This is a genomic window from Novosphingobium sp. CCH12-A3, from assembly GCF_001556015.1.
Classification (GTDB): Bacteria; Pseudomonadota; Alphaproteobacteria; order Sphingomonadales; family Sphingomonadaceae; genus Novosphingobium; species Novosphingobium subterraneum.
In genome coordinates this window covers 1-25411 of the sequence record NZ_LSIA01000198.1, presented here as the reverse complement: position 1 = coordinate 25411, position 25411 = coordinate 1, and the positions used below count along the sequence as shown (strand labels likewise).

At 63.1% G+C, this 25411-nt stretch carries 16 protein-coding genes; 12 read left to right on the top strand and 4 right to left on the bottom strand.

All coding sequences use genetic code 11. The annotated features are described in order from the left end of the window. Positions 1–3: 3 nt before the first annotated feature. From xylB to AX703_RS14840, 7 genes are all read left to right on the top strand, one after another. Positions 4–1452: a xylulokinase gene (gene xylB, locus AX703_RS14870; RefSeq protein ID WP_062345156.1), complete on the top strand. Its 1449-nt coding sequence runs from the start codon at positions 4–6 to the stop codon at positions 1450–1452. A 5-nt stretch (positions 1453–1457) separates the two neighbouring features. Then, the gene (xylA, locus tag AX703_RS14865) at positions 1458–2765 is read left to right on the top strand and encodes a xylose isomerase (protein ID WP_062345154.1); all 1308 of its coding nucleotides are present in this window, start codon (positions 1458–1460) and stop codon (positions 2763–2765) included. A gap of 242 nt (positions 2766–3007) precedes the next feature. Next, the gene (locus AX703_RS14860; RefSeq protein ID WP_231735556.1) at positions 3008–3595 is read left to right on the top strand and encodes an acetylxylan esterase; all 588 of its coding nucleotides are present in this window, start codon (positions 3008–3010) and stop codon (positions 3593–3595) included. A gap of 10 nt (positions 3596–3605) precedes the next feature. Further along, positions 3606–5054 carry a family 43 glycosylhydrolase gene (locus AX703_RS14855; protein ID WP_062345150.1) on the top strand — a complete coding sequence of 483 codons (1449 nt, stop codon included), beginning with the start codon at positions 3606–3608 and terminating at the stop codon, positions 5052–5054. A 104-nt stretch (positions 5055–5158) separates the two neighbouring features. Then, positions 5159–5899, top strand: a complete 741-nt coding sequence (locus AX703_RS14850) for a FadR/GntR family transcriptional regulator (protein ID WP_062345148.1) — start codon at positions 5159–5161, stop codon at positions 5897–5899. Positions 5900–6051: 152 nt separating this feature from the next. Next, a complete protein-coding gene (locus tag AX703_RS14845; RefSeq protein ID WP_062345147.1) occupies positions 6052–8355 on the top strand; it encodes a glycoside hydrolase N-terminal domain-containing protein in 2304 nt (767 codons plus the stop codon). A gap of 71 nt (positions 8356–8426) precedes the next feature. Next, the gene (locus AX703_RS14840; protein WP_062345242.1) at positions 8427–9512 is read left to right on the top strand and encodes an AI-2E family transporter; all 1086 of its coding nucleotides are present in this window, start codon (positions 8427–8429) and stop codon (positions 9510–9512) included. 3 nt (positions 9513–9515) lie between these two features. On the opposite strand, the gene AX703_RS14835 is transcribed toward AX703_RS14840, so the two are convergent. From AX703_RS14835 to AX703_RS14825, 3 genes are all read right to left on the bottom strand, one after another. Further along, positions 9516–12104 (bottom strand): glycoside hydrolase family 3 C-terminal domain-containing protein, encoded by a 2589-nt coding sequence (locus AX703_RS14835; RefSeq protein WP_062345145.1) that lies wholly within the window; start codon positions 12102–12104, stop codon positions 9516–9518. Positions 12105–12236: 132 nt separating this feature from the next. Further along, positions 12237–13799: a tryptophan halogenase family protein gene (locus AX703_RS14830; RefSeq protein ID WP_062345143.1), complete on the bottom strand. Its 1563-nt coding sequence runs from the start codon at positions 13797–13799 to the stop codon at positions 12237–12239. A 71-nt stretch (positions 13800–13870) separates the two neighbouring features. Next, positions 13871–16774: a TonB-dependent receptor gene (locus tag AX703_RS14825; RefSeq protein WP_062345141.1), complete on the bottom strand. Its 2904-nt coding sequence runs from the start codon at positions 16772–16774 to the stop codon at positions 13871–13873. A gap of 368 nt (positions 16775–17142) precedes the next feature. Between AX703_RS14825 and AX703_RS14820 the strand changes: the two genes are divergently transcribed. Genes AX703_RS14820 through AX703_RS14805 form a run of 4 tightly spaced genes read left to right on the top strand, consistent with a single transcriptional unit; the run spans position 17143 to position 21876 of the window. After that, complete coding sequence (locus AX703_RS14820; protein WP_062345139.1) at positions 17143–17844, top strand: SapC family protein; 702 nt, start codon at positions 17143–17145, stop codon at positions 17842–17844. A gap of 1 nt (position 17845) precedes the next feature. Beyond that, entirely contained in the window at positions 17846–18874 is a 1029-nt protein-coding gene (locus AX703_RS14815) for a cupin-like domain-containing protein (protein WP_062345138.1), read from the top strand. Between the two features lie 33 nt (positions 18875–18907). Further along, entirely contained in the window at positions 18908–19981 is a 1074-nt protein-coding gene (locus tag AX703_RS14810) for an alpha/beta hydrolase family protein (protein ID WP_062345136.1), read from the top strand. Then, positions 19978–21876, top strand: a complete 1899-nt coding sequence (locus AX703_RS14805; RefSeq protein ID WP_062345134.1) for an NPCBM/NEW2 domain-containing protein — start codon at positions 19978–19980, stop codon at positions 21874–21876. The genes AX703_RS14810 and AX703_RS14805 overlap by 4 nt, the downstream gene beginning before the upstream one ends. Here the strand turns inward: AX703_RS14805 and AX703_RS14800 are convergent. Continuing rightward, the gene (locus AX703_RS14800; protein WP_062345132.1) at positions 21873–22181 is read right to left on the bottom strand and encodes a hypothetical protein; all 309 of its coding nucleotides are present in this window, start codon (positions 22179–22181) and stop codon (positions 21873–21875) included. The genes AX703_RS14805 and AX703_RS14800 overlap by 4 nt on opposite strands. Before the next feature lie 735 nt (positions 22182–22916). Between AX703_RS14800 and AX703_RS14795 the strand changes: the two genes are divergently transcribed. Beyond that, positions 22917–25292 (top strand): TonB-dependent receptor, encoded by a 2376-nt coding sequence (locus AX703_RS14795; protein WP_082734617.1) that lies wholly within the window; start codon positions 22917–22919, stop codon positions 25290–25292. Positions 25293–25411: the final 119 nt, after the last annotated feature.

Below are 25411 nucleotides of genomic sequence, written 5' to 3'. Positions count from 1 at the left end.
CCAATGTTCCTCGGCATCGATGTCGGCACCAGTTGCGTAAAGGCGGTCGTTACCGCCGAAACCGGGGAGGTCCTGGCGCAGAGCAGCTCGGACCTTACTGTTTCCCGGCCTCACCCGTTGTGGTCCGAACAGGCCCCTGCTGACTGGGTGGACGCAGCGCACAAGGCGGTGCTTGGCCTCGATGCCGCCTTGCGCAAGGGCGTGCGCGGCATCGGCCTTGCGGGGCAGATGCACGGCGCAACCCTGCTGGGCTCGGACGACAAGCCGCTGCGCCCTGCCATCCTGTGGAACGACGGCCGCAGCTTTGCCGAATGTGCGGAGATCGAGGCCGCCGAACCTCGCGCTCGCGAGATCACCGGCAACATCGCCATGCCTGGTTTCACGGCTCCCAAGCTGGCGTGGGTCCGCAATCACGAACCGGACGTTTTCGCCGCCACGCGGACGGTCCTGCTGCCCAAGGACTACGTCCGGCTCGCCTTGACCGGTGAAAAGGCAAGCGACATGTCCGACAGCGCCGGCACTCTCTGGCTCGACGTCGCCAAGCGCGCCTGGTCTCCGGAAATGCTCGCCGCCACCGGCCTTGACGAAAGCCACATGCCGCGCCTTCATGAAGGGCCTGACATGACGGGCGTGCTGCGCGAAGATGTTGCCAGGGCCTGGGGAATGGACCGCGTGCCGGTGGTCGCAGGCGCTGGAGACAATGCCGCGGGCGCATTGGGCGTCGGCGTGCTGTCAGACGGGCAAGGCATGCTTTCGCTGGGTACATCGGGCGTGATCTTCGTGGCCAATGCGGCATTCCGGCCCAACCCGGCCGAGGCCGTCCACGCCTTCTGCCACGCCTTGCCGGGCGTGTGGCACCAGATGAGCGTGCACCTGTCCGCCGCCTCGTGCATCGACTGGGCAGCCAAGGCCTGCAACGTGCCGGGCCCTGCGGAGTTCTTCGCCCTTGCCGAACAGTCCGGCGCCGCCTGCGGGCCTGAGCTATTCCTGCCATACCTCTCCGGCGAGCGCACTCCGCACAACGATCCGCACATTCGCGCGGCGTTCCTCGGCCTCGGTAACGAAAGCACCACCGGACGCATGGCCGCCGCCGTGCTTGAGGGCGTGGCCTTTGCCCATGCCGACGGGATCGATGCCCTGCGCAACGCCGGTACGCAGATCGACGAGTTGTGCGTGATCGGCGGCGGCTCCCGCTCGGCGCACTGGGGGCGCATCCTGTCGAGCGTCCTCGGCGTGCGGCTCGTCTATCTCCACGGTGGCGAAGTCGGCCCGGCGCTGGGCGGCGCCCGTCTCGCGCAGATCGCCGTGACCAAGGCTTCCGCCGCCGAAGTCTGCACCCGCCCGCCGGTTCGTGCCGTGATCGAGCCTGATCTCGCCCTCGCCGCATCATTAGCGCCCAAGCGCGCCCGTTTCCGCGCAGCCTATGCCGCGCTCGCCCCGATCAAGGAGTAACTTGTATGTCCGCAGCCTATTTCGACGAATTCGCGACCGTCCGCTACGAGGGTCCTGACAGCACCAGTGATCTTGCCTATCGCTTCTACGACAAGGACCGCATGGTCTTCGGCAAGCGCATGGAAGACTACCTGCGCTTTGCCGTGTGCATGTGGCACACCTTCTGCTGGCCCGGCAGCGACGTGTTTGGCGCTGGCACGTTCGATCGCCCCTGGCTCAACGGTCCGCAGGACGAAAGCGCCGCCCGCGCCAAGCGTGAAGCCGCTCTCGCCTTTGTCGAGAAGCTCGACCTGCCGTTTTACTGCTTCCACGATGTCGACGTGATGGCACCGGCCGAGAGCATCGGCGAATTCCGCGCCAGCTTCGCTCGCGCCGTCGATCACCTCGAAGAGCTGCAGGCCAGGCACGGCCGCAAGCTGCTGTGGGGAACGGCCAACCTGTTCGGCCACCCGCGCTACCTTGCCGGCGCCGCCACCAGCCCTCGCCCGGAAGTCTATGCGTGGGGTGCCAGCCAGGTGCGGGATGCTCTTGAAGCGACCCATCGTCTCGGCGGCTCGAACTATGTTTTGTGGGGCGGGCGTGAAGGTTACGACACGATCCTCAACACCGATCTCAAGATCGAGCAGGAAAACTTCGGTCGCTTCCTCAGCCTCGTGGTCGAACACAAGCACAAGATCGGCTTCAAGGGCACGATCCTGATCGAACCCAAGCCGCACGAGCCAACCAAGCACCAGTACGACTTCGATACCCAGACCGTGTACGGCTTCCTCAAGCGCTTCGGCCTCGAAAACGAAGTCAAGGTCAACATCGAGGCCAACCACGCAACGCTTTCGGGCCATACTTTCGAGCATGAAATCGCCATGGCCGGCGCGCTCGGGGTGTTCGGTTCGATCGACGCCAACCGCGGCGACCCGCAGAATGGATGGGACACCGACCAGTTCCCCAACTCGGTCGAGGAACTGACGCTGGCCTGCATCGAGATCGAGCGCGCTGGTGGTTTCACCGACGGCGGCTTCAACTTCGATGCCAAGGTCCGCCGCCAATCGGTTGATGCAGTTGATCTTTTCCACGGCCACATCGGCGGCGTCGATGTCATTGCAAAGGCCCTGCTGCGTGCCGAGGCGATCATCGCCGATGGTCGCATCGATGCCTTCCGCGCCGAACGCTACGCCGGTTGGAACGGAGAACTGGGGGCAACCATCCGCAAGTCAAGCCTCGCTGAAATCGCGGACCTCGCCGTGGCGCAGGATCTCAAGCCGGCCCCGGTCTCGGGCCGTCAGGAATGGCTGGAGAACATGCTCAACCGGTTCTGATCAAACTGGTCTGAGTAAAAGCAGAAGCCCGCGGCACGAATGCGAGTGCCGTGGGCTTTTTTACGCCTTCGACGTTGATAATTATCGTTGAAACCTCATCTTCTTTAACTCATACAATTGTATGAATATGAGAGGATGACATGATTCGGACCTCCGCCTTTCTTGCGGCGGTGGGCGCAGTACTTTGCGCGTCTGCCACACCCGCAATTTCACAACCGGCCCCTTCGCTCGCCCCATACTTCGTGCCAGCCACAACCGGCAGCACGTCGGTTGACGAAGATGGCTTCATTCGCCGCTGGCTGCTGCTTGAGCCGATCACAAAGCCCAATCGCACCAACCAGCTCTTTACCAGCGACTACGTGCGCAAGGCCTTTGCTGAAGACCGACCCGCAGGTCTCGACCGCAAGCTGCCCAGTGAAGGCCAGACCGTTTCGCACAAGGGCGCTGCCCTCACCTGGCATGCGCTCGACGCCACGCAATGGGACGCCAAGCTGTTCTACTTCGCGGCCGCCTACGGCAAGCCGACTTACGGCGTAATCTTCTGGACAACGACGGTGATCGACGCGCCACGCGATATGCCCCAAGCTCGTCTCGCAGTCGGCTCCAACTCCGCCTCGATGTGGTGGCTGAACGGGAAGGAAGCCGCGGCCTTGTTCGGCGACCGTCGCATGGTCATGGACGATGTCGTCTCGCCCGCGCTCGGTTTGAAAAAGGGTCGTAACGTGCTGCACGGCGCGGTCATCAACGGCCCCGGCCTGTCCGATTTCGCGGTCCGATTCGTCGACGACAAGGGACAGCCGATCCGCGATCTCAAAGTTACCCTGCGCTGAAAGGCCTGCGATGAACACCAAGCTCCTCGCCGCCGCAGCTCTCGCCGGCATTGCCGCCCCGCTTCTCGCGCAGAGCAACCCCGTCGCGCAGATGGAGGGCGAGCCTTACATCCATGATCCCTCGACAATTGCGCATTCAGATGGTCGCTTCTACACCTTCGGCACCGGCAAGGGCGGCCTGGTGTCGTCTGACGGCTGGACCTGGAAAAGCGGACCGGTTCGCCCCGGCGGCGGCGTAGCGCCCGACGTGATCAAGCTGGGGGATCGCTACTACGTGGCCTGGGCGGTCGGCGGCGGCGGCATGAATGGCGGCCACAAGAGCGACGTGAAGATCATGTGGACGAAGTCGCTCGATCCCGCGTCCAGGGATTTCGGTTTCCACGAGGTCGGCACCGTGGCTTCGAGCGATGGCTTCGAGAACAACGATGCAATCGACCCGGCCTTCCTGCTCGCCGAAGGGCGCCTTTGGCTCAGCTACGGCACCTACTTCGGCGCGATCCGGATGGTCGAACTTGATCCAAAAACTGCCGAACGCCTGCCCGGCAACCAGCCCGTCGATATCGCGATCGACATGGAGGCAACCGCACTGCTCCATCGCGATGGCTGGTACTATCTGCTCGGCACCCATGGCACCTGCTGCGACGGGCCCAACTCGACCTACAATATCCGCGTCGGCCGTTCGAGGAGCCCGCTAGGCCCTTATGTCGACAACTTCGGCGTGCCCCTGCTCAAGGGTGGCGGCAAGCTGGTCTGGGGATCGAACGGCCGGGGTCGCGGCGCTGGCCATTTCGGCCTGGTTGAGCTCGGCGATGGCGTGGAAAAGTTCTCGTTCCACTACGAAGCCGATATGGACCGCTCCGCGCGCAGCGTTCTCGCAATCCTGCCGCTGACCTGGAAGAACGGTTGGCCAGTGGGACAGGAAAACCTGCGCCCCGGCACTTACGAGATCCAGTCCGAGCGCGGCGGCGCGCTGCAATTGGCGGTGGACGAAGTGCGCTTGCCCTGGTCGTGGACCGGTTTCGGCCCGCCCAAGGAGCCGGTCAAGCCCGTGCCGGACCAGACTCTGGAGCAGAGCCAGGCCGTGTGGCCCAAGGGCACGATCGCGGTCGACATGGGTACGTACCAGGTCCGTCCCAACCAGCATTGGACAGTCGAACCTGCGACCGGTGCCGGGGGCTGGTTCGGCGCGCCGTATATGAAGATCGTCATCGCCGGAACGAACCGCGCTCTTGCCGCCACGCCGTCGGGAGATGTCGTGACAGTGCCGGAATACACCGGCGCACCCGAACAGCTCTGGCGGATCGACATGCTGCCGGATGGCACCTATCGAATCGTCCCGAAGACCACGCCCGATCCCATGAAGCCCCTGGCCTTGGCCGCTGTCGGGGCCAGCACGCCGCGGCTCGTCCGCTTCGACACGGCGTCCGAGGCCGGCAAATGGACCTTCCGTAGGCCATGACGGCAAAGGACTGACAGTTCGATAAGGGTGACCCCCGACCATCGAACTGCTGGACTTTGCCGAAATTGCGCCCAAATAGGGCACAGGGGCGCAAGGAGCTGAAAGTGTCGCGAAGCAAGGAACAGGGCGGGGACGCGATCGACAGGTCTGACAAATCTTTACGCCTACACGGCAGCATCGCGCGCGATATAGGTATTGCCATTGTCACCGGTAAATACGCCCCCGGCCACGTGCTGACGAGCGAGGTCGATTTTGCCGAGCGCAACCACATTTCGCGCACCGCCTATCGCGAGGCAATCCGTATCCTCGCCGCCAAGGGCCTGGTCGAAAGCCGCCCGAAGGCAGGCACCAAGATCACCGATCCGTCGCGCTGGCACATCCTCGATCCCGACGTTCTTGCCTGGACCTTCGAGGGCGAACCCAGCCAGGCCGCGATTGACGACCTGTTCGAGCTGCGACTGATCATCGAACCGGCGGCCGCCGAAATTGCTGCCACCCGCCGGACCGGTGCGCAACTCGCGCAGATGGGCCACGCGCTCGAGGAAATGGCCAAGCACACGCTGGCTTCACCGCTCGGTCAGGCCGCGGACCAATCGTTCCACACCACGCTGCTGAAGGCGACTGGCAACATGGCGCTGATCTCGTTGGCCAGCACCATCTCGGCCGCGGTGCGATGGACCACGATCTACAAGCAGCGCAAGCGCAAGCTGCCGCGCGATCCCTTGCCAGATCACCGCGTGCTGTTCGATGCCGTGGCCGATGGCGATGGCCCTGCCGCCCGTGCTGCCATGCAGAAACTGATCGAACTGGCACTTGCCGATATCGATCCGCCGGCGCGCGCCTGAGGTATAACCGTCTGCGGCTTTTCGCTGGACAGCCCAGTATTTAGTCATACTTATTATCCGGCGGCGTTACGCTGCCGGATATGGCTCTTGCACGCCGATCCGCGATCCAGAAAACACCATCGCACGATGGTCATCGGACTACGGGAAGCGGGATGCCAATCACACGCAGGCAGGCAATCGCAGCGGGTGCTGCTGCTGCTGGACAGGGAATTGTCGGACTTCCTGCCAAGGCTGCGCCCCCCCGGCAGGATGTGCTGTGGTATCGCCAGCCTGCCTCGATCTGGACCGAAGCCCTTCCGGTGGGCAACGGCAGGCTCGGAGCAATGGTCTTCGGCGGCACCACGTCAGAACGGATCCAGCTGAACGAAGACACGCTGTGGAGCGGCGGCCCTTATGATCCGTTGAACCCGAAGGCTGGTCCTCAAGCGGTGGAGCACATCCGCAAGCTGATCGCGCAGCGCCGCTTTGCCGAAGCGGAAGCCCTCGCCAACGACTGCCTGATCGCACGGCCTGTCTCGCAGATGTCCTATCAGACCTTCGGCGATCTCTTCATCGACATGGACCTTCCCGGCACGCCAAGGACCTATCGCCGCGAACTTGATCTCGACACAGCCATCGCCACAACCCACTTCGCCACCTCCACCGGCACCATAACGCGCGCGGTACTGGCAAGCCCCGTCGATCAGGTCATCGCCATCCACCTCTCGGCCAGTCACGGCGTCACGCTGAATTTGGCCGTTCGTTTTGACACGCCGCAAGACGCGACGGTCCGCGCCGCCGGCAATGCAATCCACGCAGAGGGCCGCAATCGGGCAGATCACGGCATCCCCGCCGGCCTGGGCCTCGCCGCAAGGATCACCGCCAGCGCCCAAGGCGGAAGCGTCCGGACGGAAGGCGCCACGTTGGTCGTCAGTGGGGCCTCGCACGCGACCATCCTCGTCGCGCTCGCGACCAGCCACGCAGGCGATCCTGTCGCCACCGTCACCCGCCAGATCGCCAATGCCAGCGCCCGGCCATGGGTGGCCTTGCGCGATGCTCACATCGCCGAGCATCGCCGCCTCTATCGCCGCGCAGCGCTTCACCTCGGCCCGGCCAGCCCCCTGCCTACCGACGAGCGCATCAAAGCCAATGTCGAAAGCGACGAACCCGCCCTCGCCGCGCTCTATTTTGCCTATGCCCGCTACCTGATGATCTGCTGCTCGCGCCCCGGCACACAGCCCGCGAACCTGCAGGGCATCTGGAACGAGAGCACCAAGCCGCCGTGGGGATCGAAGTACACGATCAATATCAACACCCAGATGAACTACTGGCTGGCGGATCCTGCAAACCTCGGCGAATGCGCCGAGCCGCTGCTGCGCATGGTCCGCGAACTTGCGGTCAGCGGGGCGAAGACCGCCCGCGCCATTTATGGGGCAAGGGGCTGGGTTGCTTACCACAACACCGATCTCTGGCGCGCCTCCAGCCCGATCGATGGTGCCGCATGGGGCATGTGGCCGATGGGCGGCGCATGGCTCTGCAACGCGCTGTGGGACCGCTGGGACTATGGCCGTGACCGGGCATGGCTGGCCGCAATCTACCCCCTCATGCGCGGCGCGGCAGAGTTCTTTCTCGAGACCCTGCAGCCCTCGTCCCAGGGCCTGATCACCTCCCCCTCGATCTCGCCCGAGAACCGCCACCCGTTTGGCGCTTCGGTCTGCGCCGGCCCAGCGATGGACCGCCAGATCCTGCGAGACCTGTTCGATCGCACCGCAGCTGCCGCCACCGTTCTGGACCGCGACGCCGATTTCGCCGAGCAGCTGCGTCACGCCCGCTCCGCCCTCGCGCCTGACCGCATCGGCAAAGCCGGGCAGCTGCAGGAATGGCTCGAAGACTGGGACGAAGCTGCGCCCGAACAGGACCATCGCCACGTCTCGCACCTCTATGCGCTCTATCCCGGCCACCAGATCAACCCGGACGGCACGCCAGAACTGACCAGGGCAGCGCGCGTCTCCCTCGACCGACGCGGTGATGAATCAACCGGATGGGCCACCGCCTGGCGGATCGCCCTGTGGGCGCGGCTGCGGGATGGCGAGCGGGCGCACAAGATCCTGCGCAGCCTGCTGTCGCCCGCGCGCACTTATCCCAACATGTTCGACGCGCATCCGCCCTTCCAGATCGACGGGAACTTCGGCGGCAGCACCGCAATAATCGAAATGCTGATGCAAAGCCGGGGCAGTTCGCTTCATCTCCTTCCGGCGCTTCCCCGGGCCTGGCCTTCTGGCAGTGCCCGGGGGCTGATTGCGCGAGGCGGGGTGGCAGTCGATCTTGCGTGGACGGAAGGACAACTCGTTCGGGCCGTGCTGCAACCGATGGAAAGTGGCACGGTCGAGGTGCGCCTGGGCGAAATCCGCCGCACCATGACTCTCTCTGCCGGGCGTCTTGTCACGCTGAAGGGCTCCACCCTGGCGATAAGCTGAAACCGCTTGCGAACCCATGCGTTGCGCTGGCACTTGGGTGCATGCGGGTTCGGCCGCAGGATGGGGGAATGATGCTGGAGCGTAGCAAGATCGAAAAGGGCGGATTCGTCCTGTTTCTGGTACTTGTCACCGTCGGGTTGACGCTTGTCGTATCGCATTTTCTTGGCGCGATGCTGTGGGCCGCGCTGGCCGCGATCATGTTTCATTCGCTGAACGAGCGCCTGCTCGAACGGTGGCCGGAAAGGCGCAGCCGCGCCGCTGCCATGACGCTGCTGATCATCACCTTCGCGGTGATTATCCCTGCCATGCTGATCGGAACGATGGTGGTGGAACAAGCTTCCGGCGTATTCGCGCAACTGCGCACCGGTGAGCTGAATTTCTCCGCCTATTTCAAACAAGTACACGACGCTCTTCCGGTTCGGCTTCAGGACCTGCTCGGCAATGCCGGTTTTGGTACGTTCGAGACCGCGCAGAGCCGTATTTCCGAAGCCCTCGGCAACAGCGCCAGCGCAATCACGCAGCGCGCACTGGCCTTTGGCTCAAATGCAGCATCCTTCCTTCTTGCTTTTGCTGTAGGCCTTTACGTCACGTTCTTCATGCTGCGTGATGGATATGTCCTGGGTCCGCAGATTGTCCGCGCCCTGCCTCTTGCGGATTCGATCGCCGCCCAGATCGTCGAGCGGTTCGTCGCCGTGGTTCGCGCCACGATCAAGGGGTCGGTGCTTGTCGCCCTGGCACAGGGCGCACTTGGTGCGATCACTTTCGCAATAGTCGGTCTGCCCGCCTCACTGCTCTGGGGTGCGCTCATGGCCATTGCCGCACTGCTACCCGCGATCGGCCCGGCCATCGTCTGGGGCCCGGTCGCGATCTACCTTTTCGCCACCGGTGCCATCTGGCAGGGCGCGGTCGTGATCGGATCGGGCGTCATGGTCATCGGCCTTGCCGACAACGTCCTGCGTCCGATGCTGGTCGGCCGCGATACCGGCATCCCCGATTGGCTGGTTCTGGTGACAACGCTGGGCGGGATCGAGTTGCTAGGCCTTTCCGGCATCGTTGTCGGCCCGGTGGTCGGGGCCCTGTTCCTCACCGGCTGGCAGATCCTGACCGAACAGAGACTGGCGCTTCACCCTGCCGAGATACAAGACGAAGCGCCGTGATCTTCACTTCGGCAGATCGACCACGCGGTCCACGCTGAATGTCGTCTCGGTCCCCGGCAGTCCACTGTCGGGCTGGCCCCCGCCCAGGTTGAGGCGATAAGTCCCCGCAAAAACCTGCCTCACCCCATCCGGGCGCACGGCGGAAAGGTCACGCGGCGAAAGCTCCAGCGTCACCGCCTTGCTCTCGCCCGGCTTCAGGGAAACCCGCTGAATCCCGCGCAGCGCCACGCGCGGGGCACCGGGCTGATCGGGGAAGCGCAGGTAGGCCTGCACCACTTCCTCGCCTTCGCGCGCGCCGGTGTTGGTCACCTGCGTCGTCACGCGAATGCCATTGGCCGTGCTGCCGCCAACCGGATCGACCTTCGCAGGGCCATAGCCGAATGTCGTGTAGCTCAGGCCATAGCCAAAGCCATAAACCGGCTTGCCGGTGAAGTAGCGATAAGTCCGCCCCTTCATCGAATAATCGGTGAATGCCGGCAGGTCCGCCGTGTCCTTGTAGAACGTCAGCGGCAGACGTCCGGACGGATTGGTCTTGCCTGTCAGCACATTGGCCACGGCAAGCCCCCCGGCCTGACCTGGATACCACGCCTCTACCAGTGCATCGGCATTGTCCCTGGCCCATGACAGGTTGATCGGGCTGCCGTTCATCGCCACGACGACGAGCGGCTTGCCGAGCGTGCGCGCCCGGATCAGCAGTTCGCGCTGATCCATCGGCAGTTCCAGACTGGTCTTGTCACCGCCGTCGAAGCCCTCGATCTTGAGCGGCATTTCCTCGCCTTCAAGGTCCGCCGTCAGGCCGACCACGGCGACCAGCACATCGGCCTCGGCCGCGCCGCGCGCCAGATCGCCCCAGGGGTCCTTGCTGATGCGCTTCCAGAACAAGCCCGGCCCCGCCGCGCCGCCTCCTTCGATATCGAAGTGCAGCGGATAGCGCTCGCCCTTCTTCAGTTCGACCTCGACGTACTTTGGCGGCTCACCCCACAGCGAGTAGTGATCGGAGGTGATCACGGGCTTCCCGCCGATCTCGATTGCGCCCTTCACCGCGGTCACGCCCATCTTGTACAGGCCGCTTTCCGGCGCCACGAAGAAGCCGTCCCACACCACCTTGTGCGCCGGGCTCACCTCTTTCAGCTGCATCGCGCTGCTTTTCAGGTTGGTCTCGATCCGCGTGACCACCGGCTTTGCGGTGAACGTCCGTTCGCCGCGCGGCTTGTCGGGATCCACCGCGTTATAATAGACTGCCTTCAGCCCCGGCTTTCCGTCAGGCGTCAGGAAGTTGCCATCCGTCACCAGATCGCCGTCGACGATCGACGGCGAGAACGGCACGTAGTTGACCTGCGCTCCAGGCATCGCCCGGCGCAAGCCCTCGACAACCGAGATTGGCGGCGCGGAATTGGCGGAGGAGTAATTGCCCCGCAGCACCCGCGTCGCATCGCCCAGGGGTCCGATCACTGCCACCCGCGCGCCGGCCTTCAGCGGCAGCACGCCCGTGTTCTTGAGCAGGACCAGGCTCTTCTCGGCAGACTTGAGCGAAAGGTCCCAACCTGCCTGCGTGCCCACTGCGCTCACCGGCGTGGCATTGGGCTTGCGCGCGCTCATCCCGCCCAGGTCGCCATTGCGATAGCGTGCCGAGAACAGCCGCACCAAAACGTGGTCAAGGTCGCCTTCGGTCAGGTAGCCCGCCTTCAGTGCCGCCTTGTAGCGGTCGGCCAGCCCCTTGGCCTCACCGATGGTGCCGGTGTGGCATTCGTTGTCGACGCCCGCCAGCAGGCCTATCGCCACGCCCGAGGCAGCATCGGGCGCATACTTGTGGCGATCATAGATATCGACCACCGCATCGCAGTCCGAAACGACATAGCCTTTGAAGCCCCACGCCCCGCGCAGCCTGTCCTTTAGCAAGAGGTCGCTCGCGCAGGCCGGCTGCCCGTCAACGCGGTTGTAGGCGCACATGATCGATCCGGCCTTGCCCTCGACGATCGCGGCGCGGAACGCGGGCAGATAGGTGTCTTCCAGATCGTGGCGCGAAACCATGATGTTGTCGGTATGCCGGGTCGGTTCGGGCCCTGAATGCACCGCAAAGTGCTTGGGGCTGGCGATCACGTCGGGCAGATCCGGGTTCGGCCCCTGGATGCCCTTCACGTAAGCGACGCCCAGTTGCGCCGTCAGGTACGGGTCCTCGCCATAGGTCTCCTGCCCACGGCCCCAGCGCGGATCGCGGAAGATGTTGATGTTGGGCGCCCAGGTGTCGAGCCCGGTGCCGATCTTGCCGAGATGCCCGGTCTGCCGAGCCAGCGTGTGCAGGCCCTGCAGTTCGGTGCTGATCACCCGTGCCACGTCATGGATCAATGGCGGGTCGAACGTGGCAGCAAGCCCGATGGATTGCGGGAAGTTCGTGGTCGGGACGGCACCGCCCGCGCCATGCAGGCTCTCGGTCCACCAGTTGTAGGCCGGCACGCCAAGGCGCGGGATAGCCGGCGCGACATTCAGCAATTGCTCCACCTTCTCGTCGGTGGTCATCTTCGCCACCAGCGCTGAAGCCAGCCGGTCCGCCTCGGCCCGCGGATCAACCTCCTGCGCGTTGGCGGTGGACATAGTTAGCGTTACCACGCTGACGGACCCAAGCAGCAGTCGCGCGAGGCCGCGCGTTGGCAATGAACTGGCGATCACGATTTTCCTCTCAAGTATCCCGTGCCGATGCGACCCGGCAGGGCTGGTCGTTGCGGATCAGACTGGCTGCAATCCGTATTTCACGATGCGGTCGATCAGGTCGCGATGCTTGGGCAGTCCACTCAGCATTCGCGCAGTGACGTCGGCATTCTCTGCCCGCGCCCGCCGCGCCTCACGCACTTCCGGTTCGAGCGTCCGCGCGGAGACCTCGGTTCGGAAACCCATTCCATAGAGCACGTACTGATAGGATGCCGAAGGGAACACCTCGTCCACCCGGTCAAACTCCTCGTGCATGTAGGGCCCCTGATACTGCCACAGCGCCATCAGCTCCTGCAGCCTCTCGGGAATGGAGGCCGGGTCCATGTTGTCCCGCCAGAACGTCGTATCGCGTCGCTGGCTCAAGACGTAATGCAGCTTGAGAAAGTCGATGATCCGGCCCCAGCGGTACAGCGTCTTCTCGTTGTAGCGCCGCGCCACCACGTCCATAACCTCGCGCACCGGGGGCATCTGGTCTGCGATCATCTTGGCCGAAAGCTCGATCAGCACGATGGCGGAGGCTTCCAGTGGCTCGAGGAACCCTGCCGCCAGCCCCACGGCAACGCAATTGTTCTTCCAGAACAGTTCGCGGTGGCCCGAACGGATATCGATCTTGCGCACCGCAAGACCTTCCGCCGCCGGGCCCACATAAGCGCGCAGTTCCGCCTCGGCATCCTCGCGGCTGATATGGCGGCTTGAATAGACGTGCCCAACACCCCGTCGCGTCGGCAAACCGATGTCCCAGATCCACCCCGCCGATTGCGCGGTCGAGATCGTGTGCGTTGCCACCGGCGCATCAGGGGCGGGGTATGGCACCTGCATGGCGAGCGCGGTGTCGCAGAAGAGCACGTCGTTGCAGTCCTTGAAGCCGACGCCGAGCGTCTGCCCGAGCAGCAGGCTGCGCGTGCCGGTGCAGTCGATGAACAGATCGCCGCTGATTTCGCCTGCCTGCTCGGTCGCGATCGCGCGAATGTCGCCGCTTTCGTCCTGAAGCACTTGGCGCATGTCTGCCAGCACGTGGCGCACGCCCAGCTTTTTGGTGCAGTGGCGCTGCATGAACGGGGCGAACTTGCCGGCATCGAGATGGTAGGCGTAATTCGCCTGCCCCTCGTACTCGGCATTGACCATCGACTTGGGCGCCAGGTTCTCGTCGCAGAGCCGCCCTTGCGGACATACCGCGTCACAGAAGGTCTCGCCGTTGTCGCCACCCTCGTTCAGCGTGCCCGCCAGCCAATGCGGCGCAAGGTTCAGCTGCCCGAAGCGCTGCGGCAGGACCAATGGATGATAATAGGCGTCGTCCTCGGCGCCGGTGGTCCACTTCGCAAACAGCGCGCCTTGCTTGAAGGCGGCATCGCATTCGCGGAAAAAATCGGTTTCGGAAATGCCCACGCTCTTGAGCGTCGAGCGCAGCGTAGGCCAGGTCCCCTCGCCCACGCCGATGATCGGCACGTTGGGGCTTTCCACCAAGGTGACGGAGAAGTCGTGTCCGATCCGGGCCTTGTGCTTTGCGGCAATGATCGCTGCGGTCAGCCACCCGGCCGTTCCGCCACCGATAATCACGACATCGCGCACTGCACGAACCATCCGCGCACCTCTCCGTCCTGCTTTTGCAGCAGTGCCGGGGCACGAAGCGCCGGCACCACCATCACGTCTTGTCAGTAGTTGAAACGTGCGCCGAAGACAAAGCGGCGACCGTAGTTGAACGTGTCGAGCGACATGTTCGAAAAGCGACCATAGGTGCTGTAGTTCGAGTTGTTGAGGTTGGTGCCCTCGACAAAGACCGACAGCTCCTTGGTCACCTGGTAGCTTGCGCTGGCATCGATCTGGAACTGACGGTTCACGTTGACCGGTTCCGCACCGAAGGTGCCGCCCTGCTGCTGGCCAAGGCCAAGCAGGTACTTGTCGCGCCAGTTACCGGCAACGCGCACTTCCAGACCGTTCTTGTCATAGAACGCCACGAGGTTCGCGGAGTTGGCAAGGCCGGTGATGGCAAAGGCCGAACCCGAGATGTCCGCCGTGTTGAAGGTTCGGTTGGTATTGACCAGCGTGGCATTGGCGTTGAACCCGAAACCGCTATCGCCGAAGACCTGCTGCCAGGCGATTTCGACGCCGCGCACCACGCCGTCCGGACCGTTGACCTTGCTGTTCACCTGGAACTGCGCGGGCTGGTTCGTGAACGGATCGACCACACCGTTGATCGTCTGGGTGCTGACGCCGCCGACGATGAAGTTCGAGATGAACTTCATGAAGCCGTTGACCGCGAAGTACGAGTTGGAACCGTAGTACCACTCGACACCGAGATCGAGGTTGTCGGCAAGGTAGGGCTTGAGGCCGGCGTTGCCGCCCGACGCCGCAAGGCTGCCCTTGCGCAGCGTGCCGAGGTTGATCGTCGGACGCAGATCGCCCAGAGCAGGGCGCGTCAGCGTGCGCGAAGCGTCGAAGCGCAGGATCAGGTTCGGCTTGACCTCCAGCTTCACGTCCAGGCTCGGCAGGACGTAGTTGTAGGAAATGCTGCGCTCGATCAGCTGCTGCGGCGTGTAGCTACCTACCTGGATCAGCGTTGGGTCGGTCGGCACGGTAATCAGGTTCACCGGGTTGCGTCCGATCGCGCCCGAAGTCAGTTTGGTATACTCGTCACGCACGCCCGCGCTGACCTTGAACGGCATGTCCCCGATCTCGCTCTCGAAGTTGATGCGCAGATAGGCCGCAAACGTCTGCTCCTTGACGTTCAGCACGCTGTCCGGGTTGAACGCAGGCGCAGTGGTGCCGCGTCCGGTCGCCTCGAGCACCCGGTACACCGCCACCGGATCGTACTTGATGATCGCAGGAGCTAGGTTGCCCTGGTAGCCAGGGATGAAGTTGTTGGTGCTGATGATGCCCTGATAGACGCTGTCCGGCAGCGGTGCGACGGCGCCGGTGCGGCCAGACGGAGCGCCGTAACCACCGTAGCGGAAGAACGTGCCGTTCACGAACGGGCTTTCGCCTTCCTGGTGATACTTGTTCTCCTGATAGCTGCCGCCGAAGTGGACCTTCAGGTTGTCGCCGTCCCACTTGCCGCCGATCTTCACCTGCTTGACGAGGTTGGTGAAGTAGTTGGGGAAGCCCGCGATCACGTGGCTGCCGATCAGCGACTTGTCGGTAAAGCGCGAAACGTCGCCACCCGGCCCCACGTCGTGGATGCTGGGCAGATAATTGTTGCTCGGCCCGCCGATCGTCACTCCGGTATTTGCGCCGAGGATAGTCGAGTAATTGGTACAGGAGGTCGGCGCGGTGGTCGGGCCAGCACCTGCCGGATAGGTACAGCCGGTCGACAGGAACGACCCGTTCGGATCGACGTTGGTGCCGCCGTAACCGATGTCCATCGCGTTCTGGTAGCCGTTGCGGCCGGGATTGAGGACTGAGCGCGAGAGCGATGCGTCGAAGTCGAAGCTCAGCTCGTCGGTCGCATCCCACTTCAGGTTGCCGCCGAACATGTAGGTCTGGTTGATCGTCCGCGCCAGGCTGGCGTTGAAGTCCATCGGCGTGCCGAACTGGTTGAAATCAACCACCGTGCCGTTGCTGTCCTGCTTCACATTGCGCAAGTCGTCACCGTTGAACCATGCGCCGTAGCCATAGGTCGCAGTGTTCAGCGTCTGGCGGGTGAAGTTGCCGTCCAGCGTCAGCAGCACATCGTCACCGGCCTGCCACTGATAGGCAAGACGGCCGTCGATGCGCTCGTCCTTTGTGGTAATCTGGTTGGCGCCAACCTGCTGCGGGAACCAGCCCAGCACGTTCTTCTTGGCAGGCGTGAAGTCGTTGGTCTGGCAGGCGGCCTGCGCCTGGCACTGGTAGAAGTAGTTGCCGATCCACCCCGGGATGAAGACCTGGTTGGCCTCGGTATCGACGCGGCGATAGGCGGCATAGGCCAGAATGCCCATGGTGTCGTCGGCAAAACGCGTGCTCGCGAGGGCCGCGCCCGAAGGCGTGACCTTGCCGCTGCGGTCCTGAACGGCCCCGGAAGCCTTGACCGCAAACTTGCTGTCTGCGCTGTCGAAGGGCTTGGGCAGGGCAACATTGATCGTCGCACCGATGGCGCTGGCACCCAGTTCGACGTCGGGAGTCTTGTAGACCGAGATGTTCGAGACGAAGTCCGAGCCGATCGTCGTGAAGTCAACCGCACGGCTGCCCGAAGCGGTCGAAAGGCGACGGCCATCGAACTGCGTGTCGTTGAAGTCACCGCCAAAGCCGCGCACGGTCACGCCATTGGCTTCACCGCGGGCGCCAGAACGCTGGATCGAGATGCCGGGCAAGCGCTGCAGTGCGTCAGCCACGTTGGCATCGGGGAACTTGCCGATGTCTTCGGCCGAAATCGCATCCACCACGCCCGAAGCCGTGCGCTTGATCTCCATGTTGCGCTGGAGCGAGCCACGAATGCCGGTGACGATGATTTCAGCGTTGCTCGGTTCGTCGTTCATGACCGAGCTTTGCGCTTCCTGCGCCGCAACCGGCATCGCCATGGCAAGCGCGATTGCGCCTGCTGCACTTCCGATAAGGAAGCGTGAATTGATGGACGTCCTCATACCCTCTCCACTGCTATTCTGACGGCCCCCCCGCCCGGGAAGGTGATCTGCATCCGGCTGCCCCACACGACAGGACCGGCAGCCATGACGAAGCACGCGCAATCGGAGAAGCATCACGCAGACGAACTGCGGTTTCCCTTCAGCCTCTCAACCCTGCAGGCGCTCTGTCAGCGTCACCTTGCGAGACGGGTGTAACTGATCTAGGTAGCGCTATCAATACCAAATTGTCTGCGCAATGACGCCATGGTTGGATAGTGTTGCAACAAGGCCGCGGATGGCGTTAGATCAGCCATGTTAGCGCGCACATGAAGTATCGGGCATAACCGCAATAAGCTGCCTGAAAAACAGGGAAAGACGGGAGAGGACGAATGGCTGAGCAACTCGAGATCCTGAACAGCGAGGTCCATCGCAACCTGGCCATGCACCCTCTTGCTGGCGCGCATCCGCACATGGTGCAGATCTCGCTGCCCGAAGTCGAAGCGGCCGCATCCTGCTGTCCGGTCATGCTGGCCAAGTCCCCCGAAACAGGGCGATTCGCCATCGTCGCGTTGTTCGGATTCTCGCCCGACGAAGTCCTCGTGGAGGGTGCAGGCACTGGAAACGCTGCGTTTCTTCCGCTCGACCTGCAACGGCAGGGATTTTTTGCCTCTGACGAGAACATTGCCGTCGATCTTGCTCATCCCCGCTTCGCGCCCGGAGGCACAATTCCCCTGTTCGATGCCATGGGCGGCCCGACCGACGAGATGCGTCTCGTCCAGCGCGCCATCGGCACCTTGATGGGCAATGCGGCAAGGACGGAAAAATTCATCGCCGATATCGTCGAGGCGCGGCTTGTCGAACCGGTGGACATCTCCCTGAAGTTCGACGATGGCCAGACCGTCGCCCTGAATGGCCTCTACACGGTCAGCGGCGATGCGCTTGCAGATCTCGATGATACTAGAATCATCAGACTATTTAGAGACAGCTCCCTGGCTGCTGCATTGGCGATCCGCGCGTCGCTGCGCCAGATCGGCCAGCTTGCCCGCAGGCGGAATGAACGTCTCGCCATGCCTGCCAGCGGCTGGGCATGACATGACCGGACAGGCCCGGCCAGAACTGACAGAAATCTCGAAAGACCACACCGCGCTGGTCAGCGCGGAGGCGTTTCGCGTTCAAGTTATTGAAACGGGTCGGCCCGCGGTCATCAGGGGCCTCGGCGCGGCTTTGCCAGCGACACGGGCCGCAAGCGCAGAGCCAGGCGCAGTGCTCGACTATATGCTTGGATTTGCGAACGATCGCCGACCACAAGTCTTCCAGAGCGATCCGGTCAACGCGGGCCGCTATTTCTATTCGGACGATCTTTTCGGCTTCAACTTCACGCGCAGCGAAATGGCGCTCAGCGATGCCTTCCACGCGATGCTGGCCCACGCGGCCGATCCCTCGGCGCCGACGACCTATGTCGGTTCGCTTGTCGCGCCCGCCTATCTTCCCGGCTTTGCCGAGGCCAATCATATTGCCATCGTGCCCCGATCTGTCGAACCACGCCTGTGGATCGGCAATCCGTCCACCGCTGCGGCTCACTACGATGCTTATGAAAATCTGGCCTGCGTGATCGCCGGAGAGCGCACGTTCACGCTCTACCCGCCTGATGCCATTGGCGATCTCTACGTTGGTCCGATCGACAATACGATGGCCGGCCAACCCGCGAGCCTCGCCGCCGGCAATCCGGACCCAGCGCGCTTCCCCCGCTTCGAAAAGGCCCGCGCCCGTGCCATCGCCGTTACCCTGCAGCCGGGCGATGCCCTCTTCCTGCCCAAGTTGTGGTGGCACCAGGTTGAAGCCAAGGCCCCAATCAACGTCATGCTCAACTACTGGTGGGACGCCACTGCCACCGGGCCTGACGCGCCCTCGCTGTCGATGCTCCATGCCATGATCGCCATAGCCGAACGCCCAGAGGCAGAGCGCATGGCCTTCCGCGCCTTCTTTGATCACTACGTCTTCCGCACCGAAGGCCACCCCCTTGCCCATTTGCCCGAAGACCAGCGCGGCGTCCTCGGCAATCTCAAGGCCAATTACGGCCAGATCCGCGCCATGCTCCTCCGCGCACTGCGCGGCAGCTGACAACAACCAGAACCAACCTCGGGAGATTGACCAATGCGCCTTTTGCCTATGCTGGCCCTCTCAGCCCTCACGATGGGAGCGCTACCTTCAAGCGCATTCGCGCAAGTGCAGACGCCTGCCCCCGCTGCCATTGCTGGCGCACCCAAGACCACGGTCCAGAAGATCTCTGTTCACGCCACGGCCCTCGAAGGCGCGCTTGAAGGCGATAGCGCCGATCGTGACGTCTTCGTCGTCCTGCCGCCCAGCTACGCGAAGAACCCGAAAGGCCGCTATCCGGTGGTCTATGCGCTCCATGGCTACTCCATCGGCGCGCAGCAATGGATGGGCGAGATCCACGTGCCGCAGGTGATCGAAGGCGGCATGGCCCAAGGTGCGCGCGAGATGATCTACGTCTTCCCCGACAGCAAGACCGTGCACAACGGCTCGATGTATTCCTCGTCTGTCACCACCGGCGATTTCGAGACCTTCATCGCCCGCGATCTTGTGACCTACATCGACAGCCACTTTCGCACCCTGCCCACGCGCGAAAGCCGCGGTCTCGTCGGCCATTCGATGGGCGGTTACGGCGCCACGCGCATCGGCATGAAGCATGCCGACGTGTTCGGCGCGCTCTACCTGATGAGCCCGTGCTGCCTCTCCGCGCGCGGCCTGTTTGGCGTCACGCCCGAGGCAATGAAGGCCTATGCCGCGATGAAGAGCCCGGCCGACTCGGCCAGCCTGCAATGGGCACAGCGCGGCACCCTGGCGGCTGCCGCCGCCTGGTCACCCAACCCGAAGAACCCGCCGCTCTATCTCGACCTGCCGTTGACCGCCGACGGCAAGACCCGCGATGACGTCATGGCGAAATGGGCCGCCAACGCCCCGCTCTCCTTTGTGGACCAGTACATCCCGAACATGCGCCGCTACGCTGCGATTGCCATGGACGTGGGGGACAAGGACGGCCTCAAGACCGATACCGAAACCCTGCACAAGGTGCTCGAAACCTACGGCATCGCCAACAGCTTCACGCTGTACGAAGGCGATCACACCAATCGCGTCGCCTTCCGCTTCCAGGATCAGGTCGTGCCGTTCTTCAGCCAGCACCTCGCGTTTGGAGCAACGAAGTGAAGCGCCTCGCTGTCGCCGCCCTGCTCGCAGCAACCACCCTCGCATCCTCGGCCAACGCCGCCGACAAGCCGCTCGAGGCCCGTGGCACCTGGAGCGTAACGACGCGTGGCTCCGCCCCGCTGCCGCCGATGGGCTGGAACAGCTGGAACGCCTTCGGCACCGACATCGACGAGGAAAAGGTCATCGCCTCGGCGCAACTGATCGTTGATTCCGGGCTCGCCGCCAAGGGCTACCGCTACGTCAACATCGACGATGGATGGTGGGCGAAGCGGCGGCAGGCTGATGGCCGTGTGCTGATCCGCACCGACAACTTCCCCTCGGCCCGAACGGCTGATGGCAACACCAGCTTCCGCCCTTTCACCGACCGGCTTCACGCCATGGGCCTGAAAGCCGGCATCTACAGCGAGATCGGCCGAAACAGCTGCGGCCAGATCTACGGCGATCCCACCGGCCCCGGCCAGCCCGCGGGCACCATGGCCGAACGCGAGATCGGCCTCTACGGCCACATCGATCAGGACATCGCGCTCTATTTCGGCGAATGGAACTTTGACTATATCAAGGTCGACGGCTGCGGCATCCGCGCGCTCGCCGCTGACAGCCCGCAGGTCAAATCCGGCCGGCTGCGCGCGCTGGATCCGCTGATCGACTACGACACCATCCCGCGCACTAATATCCCCGCAGTGAAGGGCCTGTTCGATCAGGTGGGCCAGGCGCTGTCGCGCAACAAGCCTGGCAACAATTTCGTCCTGTCGATCTGCCTGTGGGGTTCGGCCGACGTCCGCTCATGGGCGCGTACCCTCGGCAACCTTTCGCGGACCAGCGAGGACATCTCCCCCAATTGGGAGCGGATGCTGCACAATCTCGATTCCGCCTCCCGGCGTGAACTTTACGCCAAGCCCAACAGCTGGAACGATCCCGACATGCTGTTCATCGGCAGCGGCGAGTTCGACGATGCGCACCTCACCGAGGCGCGTTCGCACATGTCGCTGTGGGCGATGCTCAACGCACCTCTGATCATCGGCTTCGATCTACGCAAGGCCTCGCCAGCGATGATGGGCGTGCTCGGCAATGCGCAGGTCATCGCGCTCAATCAGGACGCGGCCGCGCATCAGGCCGTGCTGGCCTATGATGGCGACAGCGTTCAGATCTTCACCAAGACGCTGGCCGACGGCACCAAGGCTGTCGCCCTGTTCAACCGCACCGGCAGCCCGATCGACGTGAAGCTCATCGCGTCGCACCTCAAATACCGCGCCGATCAACCGATCACCCTGACTGACCTGTGGGACGGCGACACGAAATCCTTCACCAATGAAATGCCGGTCCATCTCGAACGCCACCAGACCCTGCTGTTCAAGGCCCGCGGCACGCGCGAGCACGCGCAAGGCCTTTACCTGTCCGAGCAACCCGGCAACGTGAACCCGGCGGTCGACGGTATCGTGCATCCCATGGCCGACCCGATGGTCTATCGCGGCCTTCTGCCCTGGCGCTCGACCAAGGCCGATGGCGAACATCCCGTTTATGGCGGTTGGGGCGGTGCGCGGGCAGATGCGACCCCCTTCGCCCAGACTCCGAAGATCGCGGGCAAGACCTATCACAGCGCCATCGGCACCCTCGCCAACTCTCGCCTCGAAGTCCGCAACACCGGCTTCTCGACCTTCACCACCCTCGCCGGGATAGACGACTCCGTCGCCGACCCCACCGCTCGCGTCCGCTTCTCGGTCCACGCCGATGGCAAGCTGCTGAAGCAGACCGGGTGGATGAAGCCCGGCGACGCGCCTGCCGCCATTGCCGTGCCGGTCAAGGGCGCGAAGATCGTGGAACTGGTCGCCGAAGGAAACCGCCCGGAGATGCAAAATGTGGCGGTCGACTGGGCCGAAGCGGCGCTCGACCGCTAGGCTCGCCGCCGCAAAAGGCGCCAGACCCGCATCACGCCCAGCACCACCAGCGCCCAGAAGCCAAGATCCGCAAGGAACGGACCGGGCCGGAAGTCATCCTCCGGCCCGATCTGGTGCGGCACGGAAGTGGCCGTGCTGTCCGCCAGAAACGGCGCGGGCCACCCCGCCACCTCGCGCGGCAACCAGTTCTGCTCGATCGGCCCCTCGAACCCATACATCGCCCGTTCGTCGGACGCGGGGTGGATCAGCGCGCTTGCGCAGGTGAGGAGCAAAGCGGAGGCGGCAACGAGGATCGATCTGAGCATCACAGCCAAAACGCGGCAGCAAACGCAAAGTGCCGCCCCCAGCGGACGGTCTACGTTCCGCTGTTCAGGACCGCGTTTCTGGTGGCAAGGTTTTCAGCCAGAATAATTGGTTCGGCGCCAAACGGCAGTGATCTCCAGCCTCTCGGCAAGGACCGCTCTGGCAACTTCGTACTGTCTGAAAACGGTTTCGCCGGACATTCGCCTCATCGTGCTGACTTCGGCGGGCAACGTTGATCTTGAGACACCCTCCGGTCCTTTTTGATGAGGTCCTGACTTTTTCGGATGTCGGATCATCGCCTGCTGACATTCGTTGGATGAACCTTGGCAAGGCGTCTCCTGCCGCGCCAGCATAGCCCAGATCTATACCCGCATAGGGAATCATTTCTTTTTTTGAGGGATAACTTTCGGCATCTCGGCGCCTTGACTGGGTCAGGTGGGAGAACCGCAGCGATGTGCCGGAAAAGACGATCGCTCGACGGGAAGGTCTCAGGCCGTGTCCACGACTTCGACACGAGAGGTGTCCTTCTGGCGCAGCGATAGTTTCGGCCCCGATTGGACCACAGCTCAACGTTGGGCCGAATTGGCAGCACGAGACGTCTTCATCTGAAATACTTGTCATTCACGATGAAGCCCTCTGCGAATAGGCATCGAACTCGAAGTCAAGAGACATCTATTCTTCATCACATCGATGATCGAGAGAGAATATTCCGATAATCCAGTTTCAGGGAGATAAAGATGAATAAATACAGATTGGTGGCGCTGGCGGCGTCGACTGCGGTTGCATCATATTCATGGTCAGCGAACGCCCAGGATACAACTGAAGGCGCCGGCACCGATGCTAATGCCAACGTTTTTGGGGACATCGTCGTGACAGCCTCGCGACGGGCAGAGCGCTTGCAGGAAGTGCCGTTGGCCGTGTCAGCACTGGGAGCTGAACAGATCGCCAAGGGAGGATTCCAGCGCCTGCCCGACTTGCAGTATCAGGTTTCTGGCCTTCAGTTTGGCAGTTCCCCGAACGACAGTGGTTTCCGTCTGCGTGGCGTTGGCTCGGCAGGCGGTTTCGCCTCGTCGTCCGAACAGAATGTCGGTACCGTCGTCGACAACGTCGTGATCCCCTTCGGCAATCCGCTCAACAGCCTGGGGGATCTCGAGCGGGTGGAAGTGCTCAAGGGCCCGCAGGGTACCCAGTTCGGCAAGAACGCTTCTTCCGGCGTCATCAACATCACGACGGCCAAGCCCCGGTTCGACAGGGTCTCGGGCAAGGCGTACGCATCGTACGGTGAATTGAACGAGGTCAACGCCAACGCCTCGGTCAACCTGCCATTGTCGAGCAATGCCGCTATGTCGGTGTTCGGCTTCTACCGTCGGAATGATGGCTTCCTCGAGAACGTCCTGCGCGATGAAATGTGGGGTGGTGAACGCAGCTATGGCGCGCGCGCCAAGCTGCTTTGGGAGCCGTCCGAAGATCTCAGCGTCTACGTGATCGGCGACTATTCCAAAATCAATCGTACAGGGCCGGGGCAACTCTGGACGCTTAACTCCCTGCCAAACAGCGCCAAGCCGGGAACCGGCTTTAATCCGCTGATGGCATTACGCTTCGCCAATCTGTCAACCTTGGGCGTCACGCCGGGCTTCGAGAACGGCAAATCGGTTGAAGACTATCCAGGGTACAGCTCGGAGCAGAACTTCGGAGCCTCGATCGAAATCAACAAGGAGCTGGGGAGCGGCTATAACCTTACGTCCGTCACCGCCTACCGTGGTCTCAACGAAGGTCCGCAGGCATTTGCCATCGATGGCAGCAGCTTGCCGATCTTCAGGGCCCAGCCAACCGGTGTCGATCAGACTTTCTTCAGCCAGGAACTGCGCCTGTCCTCGCCCAAGGGCTCGCAGCTCGAGTTTACCGGTGGCTTCTACGCATCGGTTCGCAAGGTAGGCGACGCTAACGACTTCAATCGCGCCCAATTGCGCCCGGCCTTCCCGTTCACACCGATTGCTCTTGGACCGACGCTGAGTGCCACACCGATCATCAATATCTCGGCAGGGCAGAGTAACACCCAGACAAAGTCTGATTCTTACGCCGGATTTATTGACGGCAAGTTCCACGTGAGCGAGCAGTTCGCCCTTCTCGGCGGTTTCCGCGTCCAGAATGACAAGGTCAAATCGTCGTCGTTCTCGATCGTCGACCCGGCCGTCGCACCCGCAACGGTCGATTTCTCGACAACGCCGCCAGGATTCGTTGTCCCCTATGCACCCCGTGCACTGCAAACGGGCAGCGTGTCGAAGACAGGATGGTCAGGGCGAGTCGGTGCCGAATACAAGCTGGCGCCTGATGTCATGGTGTTCGCGACCGTTGCCCGTGGTTACCTGGGACCAACCGTGACGTTCTCCGGGCTCACGGGTGCAAAGTCCAGCGTCAATCCCCAGACGGTCCGCGACGTGACAGTTGGGCTCAAGAGCCAGCTGTTCAATCGGACAGTCACCTTCAATGCCAACATGTTCTTCGATCAATACAAGAACCTCCAAACCTCGGTCTTCAACGGAACCGAGTTCCTGACGGAGAACGCCGGTGGTTTCCGCGCGAATGGCTTTGAAGTGGATGCAGCTTGGCGCGTCAGCCCCGAGTTCAGCCTGAATGGAGGCTTCACTTATTCGGACACCAAGTTTACCGATTACGTCACGGCCTGCCCAAGTGTCGTCAGGGCCGGCTACACGTGCTTCACCCAGAACGGAACCAGTCTGATCCAGGCGAAAGGCGAGCCCTTGTCCGGAGCACCGAAATACAGCGCTACGTTGGGGGCAAATGTCACCCTGCCAATCAGCGATAGCCTGCAGTTCGATTGGGCAGCAAACGGGTACTATCGAAGCAGGGTTCAATATGACGTGGCAAGCGCGATTGCTTCCCAGCCAAGATTCGTGACCATCGGTCTCAATGCCGGCATCGGTCACCCGGACGGGAATTGGCGCCTCGGCGTGTTCGCCCGCAACCTGCTGGACAAGCGCTTCCATGCATCAGTGATCGGATTGCCCTTTGCAGATGCAGGCGGCGCCGTGAACTGGTTGACGCGTGAAGGGCGTCGCACCTTGGGGGCAAGCCTGGAAGCTAAGTTCTGACAGGCTACAGGTCCCGCCTTGCTGCCTCGCTTTCTAGGTTAGCGAGGCGGGACGCCTTGCAACTGCTAAGAGCCCGATCCGAAACTAAGTTGAGTGGTATCAGTGGGTTAGCTTGACGA